The organism is bacterium (assembly GCA_023150945.1).
Classification (GTDB): Bacteria; Zhuqueibacterota; Zhuqueibacteria; order Zhuqueibacterales; family Zhuqueibacteraceae; genus Coneutiohabitans.
In genome coordinates this window covers 25,086-47,409 of sequence record JAKLJX010000015.1, presented here as the reverse complement: position 1 = coordinate 47,409, position 22,324 = coordinate 25,086, and the positions used below count along the sequence as shown (strand labels likewise).

The window sequence follows — 22,324 nt, the reverse complement described above, 5'->3', positions numbered from 1 at the left end:
ATCACCAAGCCCCAACAGGGCGACACAGAACCAAGTCAGGAATGCCGCAACGGCCCTGGACCGGGCACTTTTTCGTTGCCATTTTTCCCAAAAATCGTTATGATCCTCTGCAAGATTTTCCAGAGGTTGCTCAACGGGAGGTGCAATATGGAGCTGATTACCGCTCAAATAGCTCTGGATCCAGATCAACTGCAGGCTCTGACCGAGGAATCTCAGCGCCGAAAGGTTTCGATCGACGAGATATTATCCAGAATTCTCAGTCGTTCGCTCGATGACTATCTATTGCGGCAAAAGAAACGGCAAGCCGATCCCATGTCTCTCATCGGACTCGGTGAAGATGAGGTGGAGGAAGTCTCCGAGAAGCATGATGCCTACCTGGGGGAGATCATAGCTAATGAGCACCTTCGTTGACACGGGGGCGTTTTATGCCATGGCGAATCGCCGTGATAGATATCACACCACAGCCAAGGCGTATTTTTTGTCGAACTTCGGATCCAGCGATTTTGTCACTTCCAATCTCGTCTTCGTCGAAAGCTGGTTGCTGATCCATCATAGACTTGGAGCGACCGCCTCACGAGAATTCTGGAAAAGTATCAGAAGTAATGTTGTGGCCGTGCTTGAAATCTCGGCGCAAGATTTGGAGCTGGCTTGGACTATCAGTGAGCAGTATGGCGACCAAGATTTCAGCTTGGTCGATTGCGCCAGTTTTGCGATCATGGAACGCCTCGAAATCACGAGGGCGTTTGCTTTCGACTCTCACTTCACCATCTATCGTCCTGCAAAGACAGGCTTTTTTGAGCGGGTCCCATGAAGTGGCCGCCGGAAAATTGGCACCCCCCCTTTGCTTCGGAATGGGCTGGCCTCAAACGCTCTGACTCTCATCCCCTGACCCCATCCACAAAAATCTCAAACCACAGCTCCAGCGTCAACAGCGCCCAAATGCGATGGGCGTTGTCCTGCCGGCCGGCGCGATCCTCCGCGATAATTTGGCGCACATACGCGGGATTGAGATAACCACGCCGCCTAATCCGTTCCTCGCTCAACAAGTCATCGATTAACCGGCCCAGGCCATGTTTCACCCAGGCGCGCAACGGCGCGCCGAATGCCGCTTTGGGGCGATAGATCACCTCGGGCGGCAGCAGCGGCGCCATCGCCTTTTTCAAAATGTATTTCGCCTGCCAGCCGTGAATCTTGTATTTCGCCGGAATACTGAAGGCGAATTCCACCACCTGGTGATCGACCAGCGGCGGCCGGCCTTCCACTCCCGCGGCCATGGTGGCCTTGTCGGAATACATCAAATTCAAGCCCGGCAGGAACAACTTGCTGTCCACGAAACACATTTGATTGAGGTATTCCAGCTCGGGCACCTGCGCGAAATAGTCGAAGTGGCGGCGCAAGGCGTAGGTGTCCTCGCGCGGCACATGAAACGCCGGCGCCAGCAACTCGCGGAATTCCTCGTCATCATAGTACGAATAAATGCCGATGAAACTGTTGATGGGATCGAAGCTCGCGCTCTTGACAAAACGCTTGGCCCAGCGTGCCAGGCGCCAACCACGCTGCGCAAAGGCCACCGGCGCGTAGCGCACCAACCCCTCCACCGTGGCCGACCGCAGCCACTGGGGGATGCGGCGATAGTTCATCGCCAGCATGGCCGCCAAATGTTTGCGATAGCCCGCGAAAATCTCATCCCCGCCCATGCCGTTGAGCAAAACCGTGGTGCCGGAGGCCTTCGCCGCTTGCGCGATGAGATAGGTGTTGATGGCGGCCGGATCCGCGATCGGCTCGTCGAGATGCCACAGAATTTTCGGCAGCAGCTCCACCAAATTGGGCGCGATCTCGATCTCATGGTGGTCGGTCTCGAACTGCCGCGCGATGATCCGGGCATAACGGGCGTCATCCGGCATGGCCTCCATGCGGCTGTCCTGCGCGCTGAACTTGATGGTGTAGGTGGAAAAATCCGCGTTGCTCCGGCTGCGCGCCAGGGCCACGATCGCACTGGAATCCAGTCCGCCGCTGAGAAACGCCCCCACCGGCACCTCGCTCACCATTTGTCGCTGCACCGCCTGCTGCAGTCGTTCGCGCAGACCTTCGACATAGTAGCTTTCCGGGCGGGAATCAGGATGCGCGGTGGGAATCTCCCAGTAGCGGTCGATTTTCAGCCTGCCATCGCAGTACTCGAGAAAATGACCGGCCGCCAGTTTGAAAATATTGCGAAAGATGGTTTTGGGATCCGGGATCCACAGGAAGAGCAGAATGCTGTGCAGCGCGTCGAGATCGACTTCGCGCTGCAGTCCCGGCAGAGGCAGCAGCGCCTTCAGCTCCGAGGCAAAAGCCAGGCGCTGGCCGGTGAGAGTATAATAAAACGGCTTGACGCCGAGTTGGTCGCGTGCGGCAAACAGCTTTTTCTCGCGGTGATCCCAAATCGCAAAGGCGAACATGCCGGTGAAGCGCTGCAAACAAGCGCTGCCCCAGGCTTCATAAGCGGTGAGCAGCACTTCGGTGTCGGAGCGCGAGCGAAAGGCATGGCCGCTCTGCTCCAGCTCCTGCCGCAGCTCACGATAATTGTACAACTCGCCGTTGTAAACCAGAGTGAAGCGGCCGCTGGCACTGGTCATGGGCTGGTGGCCGGCAGGGCTGCGATCGATGATGCTCAAGCGGCGGTGGCCCAACGCGACCTGGTCGTGCTCGAGCATGAGCGTACCGCTGTCATCCGGCCCGCGATGGGCGAGCGCTTCCGTCATCGCGTTGATGAGCGCCTGATCAGCCCGGCCGACTATTCCGGCAATGCCGCACATGGTTTGATATGGGAGATAGAGTTATAACGTGAAGTACAGACTGTTCTGCTCCGCAGGCCGATTGGACTCCAACGGAGTCGAATGGAATAGCCCACGGGCAGCGCCCTGGGAATCGGCAGGATTCATCGCCTATAGCCCTGCAGGGGCGGAATCCCTCACGCGGTTTTGTTGCGCCTCGCTGGGGCTTGGCGCTCTCTTATGATTGCCGCTTTTTCGTTCTGCTCGGCAGGCCGATTGGACTCCAACGGAGTCACATGGAATAGCCCACGGGCAGCGCCCTGGGAATCGGCAAGATTCATCGCTTATAGCCCTGGAGAGTTCGACTCCAACGGAGTCGCATGGAATAGCCCACGGGCAGCGCCCTGGGAACCGGCAAGATCCATCGCCTATAGCCCTGGAGGGGCGGAATCCCTCACGCATTTTTGTTGCGCCTCACCGCGGCTTGGCGCTCTCTTATGATTGCCGCTCTTCCAGGGCGTTGCCTACTGTTCATCTCCGTCCGAAATTGCTAGCGTTTGAGAAAATGTTCTTGCAATGGCTTGGCCGTTGCACTGGAATTCTCAGAGTTCCACGACATTCGAGGCTTTGGAAACCTCGGCCCAGCCGAGGGTGAAACATTTTCGGACAGACACGCGCTAGCGCACCGCCAAGACCCCAAGTGCGCGAAGCTGAGGATGCCGCCAGCTTTGTGTGCTTTGCAGCGTTGCGCTCAACTCGCAGCTTCTTGGATATGGGTTAATGTAGACGGAGCCGTGACTGCTGCCAGCTCGCCAGCTTCCTGTTCATGGCGCTTCACCTGCACGCCGGCACTGGTGGCCCAAAACAGCAGCCAAACCGGCAAGGTCGCGCGCGAAGTCTCCCAGTAATTGTCGAGAAACGCCAGGCCGAACAAATACACTGAACCGGCAACCAGCGCCGTCGCCAGCGGTAAATACTCCCGGGCAGACTCCTTGGCCTGCTGCAGCAGCCTGAACGACTTGATCACCAGAAACACATACATGCCAATGATAATGGCGCCGCCGAGCAGCCCGATCTCCGCAATCGGCGCAAGGAAACTGGAGTGGGGGTTGGAAAGCTGGTAACTGCCCAATACGGCCTGACCGCGATATTGCCCCAGGTAGTGGTCGCTCACTTTGGTGAAGCGTGCGCCCGTAATTCCGAACAAGTTTTCGACCAGCTCACCCACGCCTTTGCTGCCGCTGCTCGCCATTTCATAGCTGAACGTGTAATAAGCCCGGCTCACGAAATTGCCCGGACCGACACCGGCCAGTGCCGCAAGCGGCTGCTCTTCGAATAGCCGTGCGGTTTGAAGGTAGGCTTGAAACTTGCCATACTGAGTGTAGGAGAGCGGATCCGACAAGATCTTCGACCAGTCCGAGTACTTCAAATTGGCTTCACCTTGGACCTGATCCATCACATAAGAAACCATGTTCGAAGCCAGCAACAGAACAAAGGAGCCGGCAATGAGAGCCTTGGGAGTGCGCCGGCCATAAAGGGCGATGATCATGATCATCCAGGCCAGGATGAAAAAGGGTATGGCCGCGCGATACTGCAGCAAATAGAAGACGACCAGCACCGCGGCCTGGCCGCCAATCAAGCGCCATCTCTGGCGTTGCTGAAATTCATCATCTCCCAGCAATAGCCCGCCGCAAATTACCAACAGCACTGAAAACTGATAGGCGTTCAAGCCATAGGTACCGGAAATCACATCCGGATTCTGCGAAGCGAAAAACATGGGCAAGTTGATGAAGACGACGACGAGAATATTGACCATCAACAGCGCCAGAAAGAGGCGCCGCAGTTGCTGCGCCAGGCTGTCGGCATTCTCGACAATCTTGTTGAGTGCCACGAAGAGCAACGGACCCTGCAGGAAGCCGATGACAAACAGCAGCGCTGCCGGCGCCAGCAAATCATCAGCATTGACAAAAGCGGAGCCGATCGCGATCAGGACAAAGACAAACATGCTGCGCACCAGAAAGCGGTGGGTGGTGAGATCGACTTCAGGATGCACATAGCGCAGCGAGGCGGCCACGCCCAGGAGCGCGATGAACGGCAAATCGAGAATGTCAACCCACTTGGGCAGAATGCCGGCCACTTCCGAAAAGAAACGGCTTACCAGAAAGAAAGCGAAGAAGCCGATTATGAGGCGTTGTGACATATTCTGGGTTTTCGGCGCTTTGCTCAGAATAAAACTCTAGCAGGCTTTCCGTCGCAAGGCAAACATCTGAACCACGGAGACGCGGAGAGCGCTGAGTTATAACAGCAAGAAAGCCTTTCTCTGCGTTCTCCGCGACTCTGCGGTTGCGGTGTTGACTTTGCGGCTTCCTGGTGTTCGCTGGGTTGCTGCTAGGCGTTGGCGAGGATTTCCTCGAACTCAGCGGCCACCTGCTCGATGCCAAAGCGCTCCGCCACATAGCGGGCATTGTATTCGCCCATGGCGCGGGCGCGCGCGCGCCGGCAAATCAAACTTTCCAACTTGTCAGCCAAATCCCGGCTGTTGCCCACTTCCGTAAAAACACCATTGACGCCCTCGCGCACCACCTCCGGCAGGGCGCCCACCGGCGTCACCACCACCGGCAGGCCATGCGCCATGGCCTCCAGCACGGACATGGAAAAGCCCTCGGTGTAAGAGGGCAGCACGAACACGTCCGCGGCAATGAAGGCCCGGACCTTGGCCTCACCGGCAATCACGCCGAGATAATGCGCCTCATGGCGTTCGGCCTCGCTCACGAACCCGGTAATCACTTGTTCGATATGATCGGCTGCGCGATTGAAGAAGTCCCGCGCCGGTCCGGAAAGGAAGGCGGATATTGATTTGCGCCGGTCGCCGGCAAAACGCTGTTCGCCGGCAAACAGCAGCCGCACCGCGTGCTTCTGCCGCAACTGCAGATAGGCTTGCACCAATTCATAGAATCCTTTGGAAAACGCCACGTGCCCCATGAACAAGATGGTAAATGGCTTGGCCTGCAGCCGCTGCGGCTCGGGATGATAGCCGTTCAGCTTCATGCCGTTATACAATACCCGCAGCTTCTCCTCGGCCACCAGTCCCGCGAATAGTGGCTTGAGTACTTCCGCCTGCACGATCAGGCAATCGATGCGTTGGAGGGCGCGGCGGATGAGCCAGCGCAGCAGCGGATGATACTCTTCATACAAGCTGCGGAAACTGCCGCCGCGGTAATGTGCAATCGCGGCCCGGCCCGTCAACTTGGCCGTGAAGATGATGACAATATCGCGCAGCAGGCCGACCGGCCCGGAGGACAGCAGAAAGTAGACCTTATCCGGCCGGGTCTGCAGCAATGCCCGCCAGAAATCGCGGTAGACCCTGATGAAACTGAAAATACCTTCAATATCGAACACGCCCTTTTTGCCGTTTTCCTGACGCACGTTGCTGCGCACATGGGTGAGTTTGATCTTCTCACCCTTTACGGCCTCGAGCAGCAGGCCGGTGGCCACCTCCGGCCCGGCATAGGGCGGCGGCGTGGGCGCGTAGATCAAGATGTGCGGTTTAGGGAGTGGCTTCAAAGGGCTAGTCTGAAGAGGGATGGAGTTAGATTGTTTGAGGAATTACGCTCGACTCCGCACCGGCTTGTCGTCCAGAATGGATCTTGTCAAGACGCAGACACACCGTCGAGCATTTCACCAATGTTCACGGCATGCCACAAGTGGCCATCGCCCGAGCAGTCTCTTCGTTTTGAGAGACACCCGCGCTGACTGCGCTCACGGCACACAACTCAACACGGCTTGCACGAACCCCTCGGCACTGCGTTGGATATTGACCGATTCGGCAACAATCTGCAGCGATTGCCGGCCCATTGCCGCGCGCATCGCCGGATTCAGACAAAGCTCTTTGATACGCTGAGCCAATGCCGAAATATCGGTGGGATCCACCACAAAGCCGTTCCTTCCCTCCTGCACCACGTCCACCGTGCCGCCGGCGAATTTCGAGGCAATGATGGGCAAACCCGCGGCCGCGGCCTCAACCAGCACCAAGCCGAAGATTTCCTGCAGTGAGGGAAAAACGAAAAAATCCGCTGCCGCATAGAAGTCGGGAAGCTCTGCTTTCTGCCGAAAGCCGTGAAAGATGACGTTATGCAAACTCAACTCTGCCGCCAGGTGCTCGTAATGGGCGCGAGCCGGACCGTCACCGACGACATCCAATTTCACCGGCAGGTGCTCACACAGTTTCAGCGCATGCAGGACGGAATCCAGGCCCTTGCGGCGCTGCAAATGACCGACGAACAGCAGGCGCGCTCCGACGGTATGAGAGGGCGCAGTCACTAACGAGCGCCGGGCAGACACTTGATCACGAAAAAAATCTGTATCGACGCAATTGACCGCGACCCTGATCCTTTCGTTCGTCACCCCCAAGGCCTGCAAATACTCTTGTGCCCGCGTGCCATAGGCGATGCAGGCTGTAGCCCGCCGGGTCAACCGGTGGCGTAGAAAGCGGCGTACGGACTTGCCGCGCCGCTGTTGCGCCTCGGCGATCGTCTCTCCGGACCAAATAATGTACGGAATCCGATGACGCTGTGCGAAGCTGGCGCCAGAGAGCGCCAGCAGATTGAAACCACCCAAAACCAGACAAGAGGCGTGCAGAGCGCGTAAAGCTTGGGAGAGACGGTGGGGAATGGCCAACACATACTCCTCGCCCCATGGCACGCGTGGCAAATCCAGAAGCTGATACTCAAATCGTGCTTCAGCCAGCACGCTCTGCCACTGCCGGCGATGGTAGGTCGGCATGGCGAACAAGACTTGCAGAGGGAAATGGCGCTGAGCAAGCTGATCCGCGATGCAGTTAAACAGAGGGATGCGATACGGCGTCGGAATATTCGTGAGAATGGCGACCATTGGAGGTAGATTTAATGCAAAAATAGAGCTCTTCGTCGTTACCACCGCAACGGTTCAGCTCCTCTGCGTTCTTCCACAGATTTGCTGACTTCACTGTGAAACCCGCCGCTTGCAGACGCTCACGGTAATCCCTGCCGTAGCAGCGGACATGATCGCTTTCGGCGGGATTAGGAGCCTCGTACTCAATCGTTTGCCCTAACTCGTTGTCCATGGGAACCTGCAGCAATGCCTGGCCATTGCTGCATAACACGCGATGCAACTCGCGCATGGCCTGCACGTCTTCCTTGACGTGTTCCAGCACGTGCGAGCACAGGACAAAATCAAAAGACTGATCGGCAAAGGCCAGCCGTGTCACATCGGTTTTGACTTTGGCCGTGCGATACGCAAGATCTGCTGCTACATAGAAACGATTGGGCAGGTGCGCGAAAAGTCGTTCGGAATACTCGGTACCGGCCACTTCCAGGATGCGCAGGGGCTTGTCGGAGGCCGGCAGCCAGCGTCGCAAGGCTGCAGCATAAGTGCGGTAGCGCTTGTCGCTCGAACATTTCGGACACGTGTGGCCCAAGGTGATCCTCCAATCCGTTCCCAGCTTGGGAAGAAAATGCGCGCCGCGCCAGCCGCAGAGCGGACAACGCTTGCGCGCCGGACGCAGCAACAAAACCAGATGAGGCAGCACAAGAAAGAAATTCAACAGAGCGCGCCCGGCCTCTCGGATTTCTGCTTTCAGCAACTGTGAAGCCGCTCGGCGCAAATATTTGAGCGCCAATATCAAAACGTATGTCATGCCTCAATCAAACCAGCGTTCATACCACGTTGCCAGCGTATACAAATTCCAACTCAAAAACCCCTCTTCTTCGGTCGCACGCAGGCGCGCGTGGACTGCCTCCAGAAACTCAGTACTCAGTCCGCCCCAATCGGATTGCAGGCGCGGCAATACCTCAAAAATTTTGTCGTGCATCATGCTACCGGCCCATTCCCGCAGCGGCACGCAAAAACCCTGCTTCTTGCGATAGAGAAATTCATCCGGCACCAGCCCGCTGAGTGCTTGTTTGAGAATGTACTTTTTTTCGCCGTTTTTGTATTTGAGCGGCTGCGGCATTTGCAAGGCGAATTCCACCAGATGGTGATCGAGAAACGGCACGCGAATCTCGATGGAATTCGCCATGCCCATGCGGTCGGCGCGATACAAAAAAACGTGTTCGACTTCCGAGCGCAGGCCCCAATACGACAGCCATTCGCAATAATCCGTGCTGCGGCGTTCGGCCTCAAACTGTTGGCGGCCTTCTGCTACGGCGCGATAAACCTCTGCTTTGCCGTTCACGAATTCTTGGAATGCCGGCGTGCCTTTGAGCGCGCCGGTCGCGCCGACGTAAAGCTCGATCTCATGGGAGGCGCGTGCCAGTATCTCGCCGGCAGCGCCATTCACTCCCATTCGTTGACTCGCCTGCGCTACCGCTGTTTTGATGAAACGCGGCAGACTGTTGAATCCGCGCCAATAGGGTTGCAGCCGCAGGTATTGCATGTATTTGTCGTAACCACAAAACAGCTCATCGCTGCCGTCGCCATTGAGAATCACAATCGCGCCGTTGCGCCGCGCCAGTTGCGAAACAAAGTAAATCGGAATGGTGGTGGCATCTGCGACCGGCTCATCGAGATAAAATGCCAGCTCCGGCAGCACCTCCAAAAGATGGCGCGGGGTAATCTCGACTTCATGATGCTCGGTTTTGAAATGCTGCGCTGCCGCCCGGGCATGGCTGCGTTCGTCATAGGCTTCCTGCCCTTGAAACCCGGCAGTAAACGTGTGCACCTTGCTTCCGTGCACACGCGACATTAATGCAACATTGGCCGTGGAATCAACTCCGCCGCTCAAAAACACGCCCACCGGAACATCGCTGCGCATGCGCAGCCGCACCGATTCCTGCAGCAGGCCAAACAGAGCCTCGCGATATTCATTCTCATTTGACGCCGGCGCCAGCGGGAAACGCCGCTGATAAGGCGACCAATAACGCTGCATCGCGGTTTCCCCGGAGCGCTTGATCAACATATAATGCGCAGCCGGTAATTTAATGATGCCGCGAAACATGGTTCTGGGCGCGTAGACCTTGCCAAAAGCTAAATACTCATGCAAAGCCTGTTCATCAAGCTGTTTTTCAACCCCCGGCATCGCCAAGAGCGATTTGATTTCCGAAGCAAACAAAAAGGCATCGCCGCCGGCCGTGTAATATAGCGGCTTGATACCGACACGATCGCGCGCGAGCAAAAGCTGCTGCCGCCGGCAATCATAGAGGGCGAACGCAAACATGCCGCGCAAACGGGAAATAATATCGACGCCATACTCTTCATAGCCGTGCACGATGACTTCGGTATCCGTCTGCGAGCGGAAGTGATGTCCCAGCGCCTGCAATTCGGCGCACAATTCGGGAAAGTTGTAGACTTCACCGTTGTACACCAACCAGATGGTTTCATCTTCGTTGCACATCGGTTGATGTCCGGCAGCAGAGAGATCAATAATACTCAACCGGCGATGGCCGAGCATACACGCGCCTTGTGGATCGACCCAAAGCCCGCGATCATCCGGTCCGCGATGTTGTAACAAATCGCGGGCGCTTTCAAGCTGCGCTTGCATGCCGATTGTTGCATTCCGGCTGTTATAAACTCCAATGATACCGCACATGGAAATATTCAGACAATCGTATTGCGTTATTTCTGCGCCAGCAACTCTTGATAAACGGCTCTATACCCGTCACGAAATTTCACTCTGGAAAACTCTCTGTGGAGGCGCTGCTGCAACTTCTCCAGCAAACTCAGAACATGTTGACGCTGGCCTTGATCCTGCAAAGACAATATCTTTTCCGCCATTTCTGTCTCGCTGCGGCACACGAACCAACTTGTCTCAGCCGCAAAAATTTCAGTGCACCCGCCGCCATCGGCAAAGACGAAAGTGGGATGGCCGGTTTGAATGGATTCGAGCACGGACAAGCCAAACGGCTCATCCTGAGAGGCGATAATCTCGACATCAAATGCGGAAACAAGCGCATCGACCTGCAAGGTGTAACTTTCCAAACGAAGCGGCACATGCAGAGAAGCTGCTTGCGCTGTGATCTCATTCTGCAGCGGCCCTTCACCCACCAACACCACGTCAACGGCACGATGCTGCGCCACAAGCGCAGCAACTCTCAGCAAACGATCAATGCGCTTGAATGAAACAAACCGGCCATGAAAACCAATGCGCAACTTAGCGGTGGGATTGAAATGAGGCGGCTGCGCTTGCCAGGGCGTGGAATTGTGTACGACGCGGCATTTTTGCGCCGGCACAGCGTACTCCGAGATCATGCGCGCTTGCATGAAACGCGAAACGTGGGCGATGCGATGCACAGCATGGCGCAAGAACAACTTCAGCAACACCAGTTTGAGGCGTTCATGCGGCCGTAATTTTCGCCCGGTTCCCAACAGGCCATGATTCGTATACACAATTCTCTTGCGCGCCAGCCAGCAAGCAAATGCTTGCCAGGGCGTGAAGCCGTGCAAATGAATCACCTCACATTGCTGCGCAATGCGCTTCAGCGCCAAAAATTGCTGAACACGTGGGCCTTCGAGTATCACATACTTGCCGGCAAAAGGGAAGCTCTCCTCCTTTCCACGGCTCGCAGGCACAGCCGCTGCCAGGGCAAAGGCATCGTCTTGAGCAAACGAACGGAACAAATCAACGGCAACACGAAAAATACCGCCGCGCGTGCTGTGTGGCACCACATGCAAAACGCGGCAGCGAGTGACAACGCGTGCATTGCGCGGCTTCGAGCTTTGCGAAACTTTTTCGTGTTGCTCCAAAACGTTCATCATGAATCTATGATTTCACCGCAAGCATGCCGTAGCCCTTTGCGGTGTAACTCAATTGCCGGATAACGCGCTCGCCCCCTTTGACTCGACGGACAGCTCTGAGCAAGGCCACGTAAGTGCGTTGTGGCAAATAGACCAGAAAAAAAATGATGGGATTGAGCAGACTATAAAGCCGGGGGAAATGCAGAAGCTGGGCCAGCGCACTCCAAAATTTGAGCTGCAGTTGCACCACCAGCGAGATCAGCACGCCAAAAGCCTCGGCAAACGTCTCGTGTGAGACAATGCAAAAAGAAGCCTGCTCCAGCAGGTGTTGCAGGCCATAAGGCGTATAGCGATAAAAGTCATATGGCGCTTCATGCACTGGCACCAAGAAAGGCGTCGTCAGAATCAAGTAGCCACCAGGTTTGAGCACGCGATGTATCTCCTGCAGCATGCGTTTGGGCTCTGCCACATGCTCCATCACTTCAGTGCAAAAAACCAGATCGAATGTCTGATCAATGAAGGGTAATTCTGTGCCCCGGCCCTGCACATCGATGGCTTGCATGCCGTGTTGCGTGGTCGGCACGTCGAGACCGAAGGATTTTTGCGTGTATGCCGCATAGAGTTCACGGTAAGGCTTTTGACCGCAGCCGAGATCGAGCAGGGATGGGCGCTTACCGATTTGTTGCAAAGCATGCTGCAAAAACTCAAAACGCAACTCGTCTACAATAATGGCCCCTAGATTTCGAATACTGCGAGCCACTTTATGAAGCACATGCCAGTTGCGAATGCGTATCAGCCAAACGGGATTGCACGGCAGTTTTGCTGGCGTGAATGGCCTGTAGAAATTGATCGGCAACAGTCGCGATGGTAAACTGGCGCGCCGCAAATGCCGCAATGCGTTCGGACATTCGGCAGTAATCGGCTTCATCGCCGAGCAATTCATGCAGGGCATCTACCATGGTTTGCACATCCTTGCCGACCCGGCCCAAATCATTCTTTGTGATGAACTGATTCGGATCGACGCCCAAGGTCACCACCGGCACACCGCGCAGCCAGGATTGGATAAAGGTATTGGGAAAACCTTCTCCTTCAATCTTTGAAGTATTCACAAATATCGTTGCTTGATCAAACCACAACAACGTCTCATTAAAAGTAAGTTTTCCGAGCCAGTGCAAATTGTCAAGGCGGGTCTCACCAAAAGATTCTTCAAAACTGCTCACGCCCTCTTTACCTCCAACTATCACGAATTTCCATTCCCGCTTTTGTACGAGTTTCGCGAGTTGGATGAACTTCTCCGGCCGCTTGTTCGCGCCCAGATTTCCCACCCATAGAATGATCTTGTGGTGAAAACGCGCGGGTGGCGCAATCCCGGCCCGCGGCAGTTCGTGTCCAGAGGGCATGTGCAGCGAGGTTAGCCCATAGTTGCTGAGCAGCTTGTCGAATTGTTCTTCATTCTGGGTAAAAACGTGGGTAGCCTGCCTCATGCCCCAGTCGCGGGCGAGATCGTTGATAACGGCATTGAGCAATAGAATTGGGCTTTTCAGCTTGCCGCTCAACCCTTTTTGCCGCGCAGCATGCCACTCCTTGCGCGTGAACAGCCAGCGCTCAGGAATGCCATTGTCGGTGCAAATCCAGGCAAACGGCTTGTGATGCCGGCGAGCATAAAGTCCGGTGACGCCGGTATTGAAAGAAGTCATGCGCTGGATGATCATGTCGGGAGCGAGGCGTCGCAGCGTGCGATAATACTCCAGGCCATTGCGCCAGAGGAAATAACCGCGATACTTGAGCCAGTGCAGCTGAACGCCCTCACGGACTTCCATTTCATTCGCCTTGCCCTGCAGCGATTGCGCGAGATAGTGGACTTCATGCCCGCGCCGTGCCAGTTCTCTGGCCAGCAGCCAGGCCTGCACCTCGGCTCCGCCGATGCGCTCGCTGTAGTGAAAGTCCATGGCGAAGCAGATTCTCATCGTACGCTCAAATCCAGCGAATTGACTGACGTCAGCTTTTCCGGAAACATTATCTCAAGATAGCGAGCAACATTAGTTTTGGCGCTGAACAGTTCCTCGGCCTTGCGCCGTGCTTGCTTTCCCATCTCGTGTAACTGATCAGACCTAGTCAAAAGCCTGGGCAAAGCCACGCGCAACTCTTCAAAGTTCTGTGCCACGACACCCAGGCCATGTTTTTGAATGATACCTTCTGGGTCAAGTTGCAGTGACAAGGTTGGCACTTCGCGCAGCCAGGCTTCAACCATTACGTTCGGAATGCCATCGCCATTCGAGCCACTCGTACTCACCAATAGCCACGCACGCTCCATGAGCTTGAGAACTTCAGCATGGGGCAATTGCCCCAAATATTCAAATTTGCCATTCTGTTGTGCAAGTAATAGCGCTTCGGTCAATGGCAGGTTGGGCGAGGGCGCGCCAACCATGCAGAATCTGAATGAAGCATCCCGAAACGCATGAGCCAGTTTCAAAAAGCACTCCGGCCCCTTTTCACGAGCAAAGTAGCCGACCCAAAGCAAAAACGGCTCAGTGTCTTTTTGAAATGGGCCTACCGGAACGTCTTGAACCGAAGGAATGACGATCCCCTTTTTTTGAAAGGCCTTTGCAAGCTGGAGTTGTTGGCGATGCGTCTGATTGATGCAGAAATCTGCTCCTGCAATAGCGCGGGCATAGATCAAGTCTTCTGTCGCACTCGCGAAAAGCTTGGCTGCCTTGCGAAACAGGCTTTTTGAAGATGTTAAGGTCTTCCGGGAATATTTCCACGGCCCACATCCATCTTCATTGTTTGAAGCCCACATGAACTTTGCCCCAGTTGCGCCGGCATAGGCTCGCGCCACGCCCGCGAGCCATGAGCGGCCTTTAACATAAACAAAATCCGGCGAAACACTCTGAAGCAATCTCATCGTTTTCCTCCAAGCGGCCGCAAAAGGCGCAATCTCCGGAACCTTCAGAAAATGGACCGGCATGCCTTCATAAGGATTCGATGGCTTGATCTCAGGGCTGGCAGAAGCAACAACAAAGCACACTCTCATACCAGCAGCTTTGAAATGCTTGGCGAGGAGGAAATTTTGCAAATGCGTGCCGGTCCAGCCTTTCAAAGCCGGCGAGTAGAGACTGTCTTGCAGGAAGCAAATGTGGGAATCAGTCCCGGCTGCTATGGAATTTTGACGCGATTCGGCAATCATTGGAAATCGTGCAGGCGATGCTTTGGGGAAGCGGGCGCAAACTGGGCATGAACTTCATGAGGTTAGGCAACAGGCGCTGAGGCAACTCGGGCTACCTTGCCATGGACCAATGATGGGTGCTGAGCCTCCATCAATGCCGTGAAGGTGCGCCGATACTCGAGGGCAGTTTTGGCTACTGTGAAATGATCAAGGACATGGCGTAAGCCGCGGGCAACTATCGTCTGGCTGGCGAGCCTGTCCGAATAGAGATTTTGAATGAGGCTCGCAAGCGCTTTTTCATCTTTCACCACAAAACCAGTTTCGCCGTCCTTGATCACTTCGTGGACGCCGCCGCCATCAGCAAAAACCGCTGTTGGCAGCTTTAGGAAAAGGGATTCCACGATCGCCAGCCCCATTCCCTCGCTATCCGAGGGTAGCACAAAGAAATCAATGGCATTCAGATAGCCAAAAATATCAGTCCTAAATCCCGGCAGCAGAATGCGTGAACGCACCCCCAGCTCTTCCATTTGACGTACCAGGCTCTGCGCCATGGCCGGTTCGCCGTCACCAAAAATCACCGCTTTCACGTCTATTTCCGCGGGCAGCAGGCTCATGGTTTTCACCAGGCGGTCCAGCCTTTTTCTAGGGTCAAATCTGGCTGCCGTCCCAACCACAAAACATTCTTGGCGCAACCCAAGTTCAGCGCGAACCACTGACCTGGATTTGTTCAATACAATTTCATTCGGGTCAAAGGCGTTGTGAATGATGGCGATATTCTGAGTTGCTAGGCCAAAGTAGTTTTGGCAGAACTCCAAAAGGTATCTGGAAGGAACGATGACTCTACTGCAACGGTGCAGGAAAGCACGAAGAATCTCTCGATTGATCAGTCTCTTTGCGCCTGACCATTTTAGTGCAGTAGGAAAGATTCCAGAAATCGCGTCGTTACGTGGTGCGGTTTCGTTTGCGGCTATTTTGGATGGAGCATCATCCGTCACTGATTTACCGAGACGGCCAAAGTACTCATTGAAGAAATGCCCCACCAGGCTTCGAATACTCTTGCCCAGAATTGCCCGTGTTCCTTGCAGGCAGAAAACGATGTTTTTTCTGGTCAGAAGTGCAACCGCAAAACACAAGTTGTTCACACCCCAGAAGTTCAAGATGTCATACTGCCGGAATATCTGCCACAATCTCAAAACACGACGTGGATCCGAACGATGAAACCGCAAGATGTGGGCCTTGATCTGATGCTGCACTGTTTTCTCATAAAACGGGCCTTCCGGCTGAAGAAAAAGCGTGTCAAAAACCACGTCGCCATATCGCTGGAATTCCTTCGAGAGTAAAAACAACTGGCGTTCGCGGCCGCCAATGCTGCCGTTGGGAGTTATGTTGAGAACCTTGATCGGCATCGGCAAAGGCCGGATACGCTTGGGCATTCTTCTCTCCTCAGTTCCGCGACGAATATGCACCATACAACTCACTCAAGCCAAGGCTCTTGACCTCATACTCTGTCCGCAGACAGGCCAGAACTCGCTCAATGCGGGAAAGCAATTCGTTGACTTCCTTTTCCGTGGCGGCATAGGGACTCGCGCCGGGCCAAAACTCGACATTGTGGAACATCATATTCAGTACGCAGGGTTGGCCTGCATGCTTTAGGCCGATCAGGTTGCGCACCAGATCAATCATCTGCTCACCGCTGGCATAGGTCGGCCGAAACCATGTGGTTTTCTTCTGCACTTTCAGAATCTTGCCCATCAAGAAGCTCTGATAGCGGTTGAGTGGATTCAAACAACGCAGCACAAAGCCGGGAATGCGGTGCCAAAAGTAGTTGTGCACCGTCACAGGCACTTCGAGAATCCGAAGTGAACCGGCTTTGCGAAAGTCAATATCAGACGGATAGTAAGGTTGTTGTGGCGCACCGAGAAAATTGACCCCATGCGAGGCGTCTGCATGCCAGGCCATAAACGGCGTTACACTGGAATCGACGCGATAACCCAACTCCTGCAGCGTTGGTAGGGATTGCCGGCCGATGCCAAAGCGACCGGCGCGAAAAGAGGTGGGTGCGTAACCAAACGCGCGCGTGAAGGCCAGCGTGAGATTTTCCAGTTTTTGCCGCTCAATCTCCGGGGAATACTGTGATTGAAAGGCGGCCGTCGCCTCCGCCTCCCAATCAGCCTGGGGCTCGATGTATTCGCCATGAAGGTGCGTCCCCAATTCCACTTTTCCACCCAGGCGCTGAAGCGTGGCCACCGAATCGGCGTCGGCAATTACTTCGGGGCTGAGCAGGTAGGTGGCCTTGATGCCGTAACGCTCGAACAAAGGCTGCAGCCGTTCAGGAATGCCACGGTTGACGGCCTCGAATCGCATCGGCTTTTGCACGCGCCAGCGCAACCCTTTGTCGCATTCGGTGTCGATGGTGATTGTAAGAACAATTCGGGCAGGCGCATTCACTAGATTCTATCATCACCAGCTATTGGATCAGCTTGCCCGAGAAGGAGGTTCTTCTTTCGTCGACGAAAATTGTTGAGGACGCCATATGGCCCGCGAGAATTCAACAGGCGTAACTGAAGAAGCGGATAGAAAGTTGAAGTCCAGCGCTGCTTATAAGCTGTGCCACCTTGCATAAAGTTGAATTCACGCCATCGTTGGCTGCTAAAACCTTCTTGCAGGACTTGAAAAAGCAAAAACTTTGTCGGGGAAAGCTTATCAAATGATGGGTCAAAGCCCGTGTTCCACCAATAAAAAATTTTTCTATAATCGAAACCCAGCATAAATGCCGCTGGCTGCTCAGCAATTGTAAGCACATATATCCGCATCCACTTTTTCTGAGATAATTCTGTCAACACACGATTCATGAATTCAAGATAATTTTGTTCGTTATACCGCGAAGATCGTCCCTTTCTCATCTGGCTCGCTTGGTGCAACTTTCCCAAAATTGGCAACACCTTTGTTACATGTTCTGAGCTCCAATCCTCAACGCGCCACGAGAGACGAGCATAATGATTATTCAACCGATTCAAGTCACGTTGCACAAACTTCTTGCTTGTTTGGCGATAAAACTCGCTCCACAATCGGTTCTCCAAGGCAATGAAATAGCAGGGCTTCTGGGGCGCCAGCTCATAAGCCGGGAAGGTAGACGGCAGGACGCTTTGAAGTGCCGGAAGGTTGGGCGATATGGAAGGAATATTGTGCAGCAGAATTTCGCCCCAAAAGCATTTCTGCCGAAGATAAGAGAAAATGCCTTCGAACACTTCTGCACGGTTCCTTGTTATGATAAAATCGCCAAAATCAATCTCCGGATGCCCGAGAAAAACTATTTGCCGATAGGGTAAGAAGCCGTGCAATTTTACTGTGCGAAACTTCAGTGGTGCAAAACCAATCGTTTCACCTCCAGATCGGATGCGTAAAACAAGAAAATCACATCCTTTCCCAAGAGAACTTATCCAAGTCCAGAGCCACTCGTGCTGCATGTGAATGTTTTCAGAACCGGAAGCGGAGAGCAGGTCATTCCATTCCTCGCGCAGGCTCGCAAACTCGGCAAGCGTGTCAATGCGTTCGATATGCATCATCGGATCCTGCCGCGAAAGAACTTTCGGTGGAGGGCACGCACAACCACCAAATCATCGGCGTCAAGGCGAAGCATATACACCGTTGCAGCATAAACGCACCAGAAAGCGACAAGCTGCAGAAACCAAAGCGGCGGCGCCATGAAAAACCAATCGCTCCGCAATCCGAGCACACCTAGCAAAGCAAGTCCGGCGGCAAAAGGCACTTTCCACAAGCTCGCTTTGAAGGGGTGAATGTTGAGAAAATGACGGACCTCAAACAAGCGCACCACGTTGATGACGCCATGCGTGACAGCATATGCTACCGCAGCGCCAACGATACCTTTGTGAGGGATCAAAAGAAGATAGAGTGTTACACTAAACACCGTGATCACAACGGCGTTGGCGAGATTGACGCCGGGCTTGCCGATCATGGTCAGGATCTGACCACTCATACCGAACATATCAGCGAAAAAATTCCCAACACCGAGGATAAGCAGAGCCACCACCGCGCCGTGAAATTCTTTGCCAAAAATGCTCAAGATCGGCTCATAGAACAGCACGATTGTCAAGAAAATGGGGAGACTAAAAGCTGTTGTCCATTTCGTTACGGTTTTGTAGAGTTTTGCCATTTCATTGTGTTGCCGGCGGGCGTGCAATTCCGCAACAATGGGTCCAAAGATTTGCATGATGGCGACATGCGGCATGTAGATCAACGGCTGCAGCCGCAACGCCACGGCATACAGGCCCACTTCCACCGGCTGGCAAAACAAACCCAAGAATAGGACGTCCAGTTGAAACGTGTGCTTGTTGAACAGGCTGGTGGCGAACAGGGTGCCGGAGAATTTCCACAATTTTTTCTTTTCAATCGTTGCCGGCAGGTTGTGATCGCGCAGCCCGGGGAAAACCTTGACGAGAAAAAACCCCGCCAAAACGAGAATGATGAGATCCTGCAGCAGACTCGACGCTAGCGCCGCATAGAGCTGCAGACCACAGGCGAGCAAGACCACCAGGCTGACCAGCTTCATCAAGTTTGAGGCGACGGAATTGGCCAGGACAGCATAGCCCTGCTGCTGCAGGCCATTCAACGCTGCCAGGAAAATACTATAGGCGGCGGTGAGCAGAACGGCGACGCTGACGAAACGAAAGGCGTGGGCATAGCCGGGCTGTTTTATAATGTAGCGGCAGAATGGTTCTGCGAACAGCGCCAGACTCAGCGCTAAAAGACCGCCCACGAGGAGCGCAATCTTGAGTGATAGCAGAATCGCGCCCTTGGCCTTGTCAAGCCTGCCTTCGCCCTTGTAGCTGGCGGAAAAACGCGTGAGCATGCCGGCAAAACCCAGCGTGGAAAAGTCCGCCAGCATGCTGGTCCAATACGTGGTGAGCGTGTAGATGCCGTACAGCTCGGCTCCAAGAGCGCGCGTGGTAATGATGCCGGTTATTGGCCCAAGAACCTGGCTGAGCAATTGCCCGCCGGCAGTGATGCCCGCGTTTTTGGCAATTTTTTTCAGGTAACCAGCAGTACCGGTGCTAACCAAGGTCTCGGTCGCCGCAGTTGCCATTATACTTACGCTTGCTGAATCAGAATTCAATTGCAACTCTTAAAGACAAACACGATTTTATGTGAAAAGAACTTTGTCGGACTCGAAATAGCGACAGTCTTGGCAGTTGCTTCAAAAGTTGTGAACAATTCTACGTCCTGAAAGTGACTCTTGCCAAGGCGATAAATGCGATTGAAACTGCAAAAAAATTGATGCGTCGGATCGTCTGCGAACAGCCGGTCAATCTTATGAATTAACCAAGGTTGACGCCTTCTTGCTTCTTTCGGCAAAGAGGTCGTTGACTCGTTTGGGTAGGTCTCCGAAGCACTTTGAGGTGGCTTTGCGTCGCTTCCCCCAAATGCCGGTATCCGTCGGAGCAGACTCAGAATGCGGTGGGAGAAATCATAGTACCGCTTGATGGGATAGTTCGGAGTTGAACCAACAACAACGCCATTGCGCTTGAGTACGCGTGTAATTTCACGCAGCAGCAAGTCAACGTCCGCTTCCGGTATGTGTTCGATTACCTCAAAAAAAACAATCGCATCAAATGACCGATCATGAAAAGGCAGCCGTGGGCCATCAACCTTTGCGCAGGCGAACCCTTTCTTGTTCACTCGGTCGACACGAATTTGGCTGATCTCCGTTCCAAACAGGTCACATTTAGGAAGGGATGTAGCCAAGTATTCTAAGTGTTGCCCATCACCACAGCCGACATCAAGCACCTTCATTCCAGGTCTGACATAAGTGTCCATAACATACTTGCGAGACGATGGTATACAACCATACATGCGATGTGTTATGGCATAGCGCTCAAAGTCTACATCCTTTTGCATACTTGCGCACCCATTCTCTTACGAAGTCTTAAAAGCCGAAATGCAATAGAATTCATTTACGTACCCAAAAGGCCGAATAAGAATGGCGAAGCGGGTCAGAGTTCTTTCCGGCTTCTCCTGAGATCAAACCAACGTCAACGCTAACATCCATCTTTCTCTTTTTGCGCCTTTGATAGATTTCCCAACAGGCAAGACACGAGAACATGAAGACGTAGCCATGAACCGGCAGCATGCGCCTGGTTTCATCTGCGATGAAAATGGAAAGTGGCACAAAATAGAAGAACATGAGTAGAATCGGCCAGAGGCGTCGGGCATAGAGAAACACTCCAGGGATAGCCAAATAACCAAACATAAACCCGGCCAGGCTCAGACCGAAGAGGGCGTACTCACCGGCGCGCAAGTATTTCGAATGGGGCCGCAAGTTCATGCGCGAGCCTCCCCCCTGCACATCGATGAACCATAAGCTTTCGATCCAGCCCCTGCGAAAATAGTCCAGATAGTGCGCACACTCGTCATACAAATCAAAAGAGACTTTTGGCAATTCCGCGCGCAATGAATCAAATCGGCCAGCAAAAGACCACTCAAACTTCTCCCATTCTGACAAAGCATACCATTTGCGCCGCAGTGCTGTCACTGAGTCCGCAGGCAGCACTCCTCGCTCGTGCAATTTTCCCAGGTATCCCGAATATTGGGCTGCCTGTGGTGTAATGCTCACACCCAAGCTTTGCACTATTCTGACATCAGGATAGAAGGAATAGCTGCGCACGAGCCACGGCGAAATGACAACAAACATGAGGGCGGCAGCCAGCGCTATGTATGCGACGCTGGAACGCAGACTGCGTGTCCGATAGAGTAGGAAGACGAAAGACAGAATGCCAATCAAAACGGTGACCTGCAATGTCATGTTCGACAATGCCCACGCCAGGGCAAAGAAAACTAAATTAATCATTTTGCGAGTCAGTAGAAATTTTGCGAAAAAGTAGTTCATGCACACGACGGCAAATGTCTGCAAAGTCTCGCGCATGAGCATTGTGGTATAGACAGCCAGCGGTAGATAGGCGCTAAACAGCAGTGCGATCACAAAGGCAACACGTGGCTGCAGGACCAAGCGCAAAGTCAAATAAAGAATCAAGCAAGTTAAGGCGCCAAGCATACACTGGGCGATCCTGGCCCAATAGATCTCGGGGTGTGCAGTAAGGTCATACTCGGCTGTCAACAAATACGCAGGCGTAAATCCTGCGAAGTCAACTAGTGCATAGACTCCAGCGAGAAAGAGCGGATAGGCCGGCTCTCGAAAGAAGAAAGGCCGATACGGCTCCCTCGTATCCTTCGAATAGCCGTGCCCTTGCACGATGTTTACGGCGATATTGTGATAATCAACACCATCACTTTGGGTATAGTCTTGGAAGTAAAAACCGTTCAGAGCTAGGCGTATGACGACCGCCATAGTAAGAACAAATAGAGAGTCAAGGCACTCATGTTTGAAATGGTTTTCCATCAATGCAGTGTTCCTTTGCAGATTGGAAAAACTCCCAGAACCGAACCGTATTCTCAGAATTAAACGTCTGCAATGTTTGATTCTACGCAACCGTAATCACATAATCGGCCAGGGCTGGAAGTAGCAATTCATCATTAGCGCGATCATCAAAGTGCCGTTGAGCTGCAGATACTCTAAGCCGATTTCCACGAACCGTGGCGATGAGGCTACTGGCCAAGGTCTAATAACCGAAAGGCACGTCATCCGCTGACAGCAGTACTTGCGAGCAAATATCTCAGTGAT

The 22,324-nt window shown here is 53.9% G+C and carries 19 protein-coding genes; 4 read left to right on the top strand and 15 right to left on the bottom strand.

Annotated elements, in window-relative coordinates; genetic code table 11:
* Window positions 1-147: 147 nt before the first annotated feature.
* Together L6R21_18610 and L6R21_18605 are read left to right on the top strand one after the other, a co-directional pair.
* On the top strand, window positions 148-411 hold the full coding sequence (locus L6R21_18610) for a hypothetical protein (GenBank protein ID MCK6561211.1): 264 nt from the start codon (window positions 148-150) through the stop codon (window positions 409-411).
* Window positions 395-811 carry a PIN domain-containing protein gene (locus L6R21_18605; GenBank protein MCK6561210.1) on the top strand — a complete coding sequence of 139 codons (417 nt, stop codon included), beginning with the start codon at window positions 395-397 and terminating at the stop codon, window positions 809-811. Before L6R21_18610 ends, L6R21_18605 begins: the two co-directional genes overlap by 17 nt.
* Window positions 812-878: 67 nt before the next feature.
* Here L6R21_18605 and asnB (L6R21_18600) read toward each other — a convergent pair whose 3' ends face one another.
* The 6 genes from asnB (L6R21_18600) to asnB (L6R21_18575) form a co-directional block, all read right to left on the bottom strand.
* Window positions 879-2,795 carry an asparagine synthase (glutamine-hydrolyzing) gene (asnB, locus tag L6R21_18600; GenBank protein MCK6561209.1) on the bottom strand — a complete coding sequence of 639 codons (1,917 nt, stop codon included), beginning with the start codon at window positions 2,793-2,795 and terminating at the stop codon, window positions 879-881.
* A 709-nt stretch (window positions 2,796-3,504) separates the two neighbouring features.
* Entirely contained in the window at window positions 3,505-4,953 is a 1,449-nt protein-coding gene (locus L6R21_18595) for a hypothetical protein (GenBank protein ID MCK6561208.1), read from the bottom strand.
* A 188-nt stretch (window positions 4,954-5,141) separates the two neighbouring features.
* Window positions 5,142-6,317, bottom strand: coding sequence for a glycosyltransferase family 4 protein (locus tag L6R21_18590; GenBank protein MCK6561207.1), 1,176 nt, complete (start codon window positions 6,315-6,317; stop codon window positions 5,142-5,144).
* A gap of 195 nt (window positions 6,318-6,512) precedes the next feature.
* Entirely contained in the window at window positions 6,513-7,643 is a 1,131-nt protein-coding gene (locus L6R21_18585; GenBank protein ID MCK6561206.1) for a glycosyltransferase family 4 protein, read from the bottom strand.
* Complete coding sequence (locus tag L6R21_18580) at window positions 7,591-8,427, bottom strand: class I SAM-dependent methyltransferase (protein ID MCK6561205.1); 837 nt, start codon at window positions 8,425-8,427, stop codon at window positions 7,591-7,593. Before L6R21_18580 ends, L6R21_18585 begins: the two co-directional genes overlap by 53 nt.
* Before the next feature lie 3 nt (window positions 8,428-8,430).
* Window positions 8,431-10,269 (bottom strand): asparagine synthase (glutamine-hydrolyzing), encoded by a 1,839-nt coding sequence (asnB, locus tag L6R21_18575; protein ID MCK6561204.1) that lies wholly within the window; start codon window positions 10,267-10,269, stop codon window positions 8,431-8,433.
* A gap of 146 nt (window positions 10,270-10,415) precedes the next feature.
* Between asnB (L6R21_18575) and L6R21_18570 the strand changes: the two genes are divergently transcribed.
* Together L6R21_18570 and L6R21_18565 are read left to right on the top strand one after the other, a co-directional pair.
* Window positions 10,416-10,847 carry a hypothetical protein gene (locus tag L6R21_18570; GenBank protein ID MCK6561203.1) on the top strand — a complete coding sequence of 144 codons (432 nt, stop codon included), beginning with the start codon at window positions 10,416-10,418 and terminating at the stop codon, window positions 10,845-10,847.
* Window positions 10,848-10,859: 12 nt separating this feature from the next.
* On the top strand, window positions 10,860-11,075 hold the full coding sequence (locus L6R21_18565) for a hypothetical protein (protein MCK6561202.1): 216 nt from the start codon (window positions 10,860-10,862) through the stop codon (window positions 11,073-11,075).
* Between the two features lie 412 nt (window positions 11,076-11,487).
* Here L6R21_18565 and L6R21_18560 read toward each other — a convergent pair whose 3' ends face one another.
* The 9 genes from L6R21_18560 to L6R21_18520 form a co-directional block, all read right to left on the bottom strand.
* Entirely contained in the window at window positions 11,488-12,234 is a 747-nt protein-coding gene (locus tag L6R21_18560) for a class I SAM-dependent methyltransferase (protein ID MCK6561201.1), read from the bottom strand.
* The gene (locus L6R21_18555) at window positions 12,224-13,429 is read right to left on the bottom strand and encodes a glycosyltransferase family 4 protein (GenBank protein MCK6561200.1); all 1,206 of its coding nucleotides are present in this window, start codon (window positions 13,427-13,429) and stop codon (window positions 12,224-12,226) included. The genes L6R21_18560 and L6R21_18555 overlap by 11 nt, the downstream gene beginning before the upstream one ends.
* Window positions 13,426-14,649: a glycosyltransferase family 4 protein gene (locus tag L6R21_18550; protein ID MCK6561199.1), complete on the bottom strand. Its 1,224-nt coding sequence runs from the start codon at window positions 14,647-14,649 to the stop codon at window positions 13,426-13,428. The genes L6R21_18555 and L6R21_18550 overlap by 4 nt, the downstream gene beginning before the upstream one ends.
* Window positions 14,650-14,711: 62 nt before the next feature.
* Window positions 14,712-16,061 (bottom strand): glycosyltransferase family 4 protein, encoded by a 1,350-nt coding sequence (locus L6R21_18545; GenBank protein MCK6561198.1) that lies wholly within the window; start codon window positions 16,059-16,061, stop codon window positions 14,712-14,714.
* 10 nt (window positions 16,062-16,071) lie between these two features.
* Window positions 16,072-16,992 carry a hypothetical protein gene (locus L6R21_18540; protein ID MCK6561197.1) on the bottom strand — a complete coding sequence of 307 codons (921 nt, stop codon included), beginning with the start codon at window positions 16,990-16,992 and terminating at the stop codon, window positions 16,072-16,074.
* 83 nt (window positions 16,993-17,075) lie between these two features.
* A complete protein-coding gene (locus tag L6R21_18535) occupies window positions 17,076-18,194 on the bottom strand; it encodes a GNAT family N-acetyltransferase (protein ID MCK6561196.1) in 1,119 nt (372 codons plus the stop codon).
* Window positions 18,191-19,708, bottom strand: a complete 1,518-nt coding sequence (locus tag L6R21_18530; GenBank protein ID MCK6561195.1) for a flippase — start codon at window positions 19,706-19,708, stop codon at window positions 18,191-18,193. Before L6R21_18530 ends, L6R21_18535 begins: the two co-directional genes overlap by 4 nt.
* Before the next feature lie 50 nt (window positions 19,709-19,758).
* Complete coding sequence (locus L6R21_18525) at window positions 19,759-20,463, bottom strand: class I SAM-dependent methyltransferase (protein ID MCK6561194.1); 705 nt, start codon at window positions 20,461-20,463, stop codon at window positions 19,759-19,761.
* 133 nt (window positions 20,464-20,596) lie between these two features.
* On the bottom strand, window positions 20,597-22,042 hold the full coding sequence (locus L6R21_18520; GenBank protein ID MCK6561193.1) for a glycosyltransferase family 39 protein: 1,446 nt from the start codon (window positions 22,040-22,042) through the stop codon (window positions 20,597-20,599).
* Window positions 22,043-22,324 lie beyond the last annotated feature (282 nt).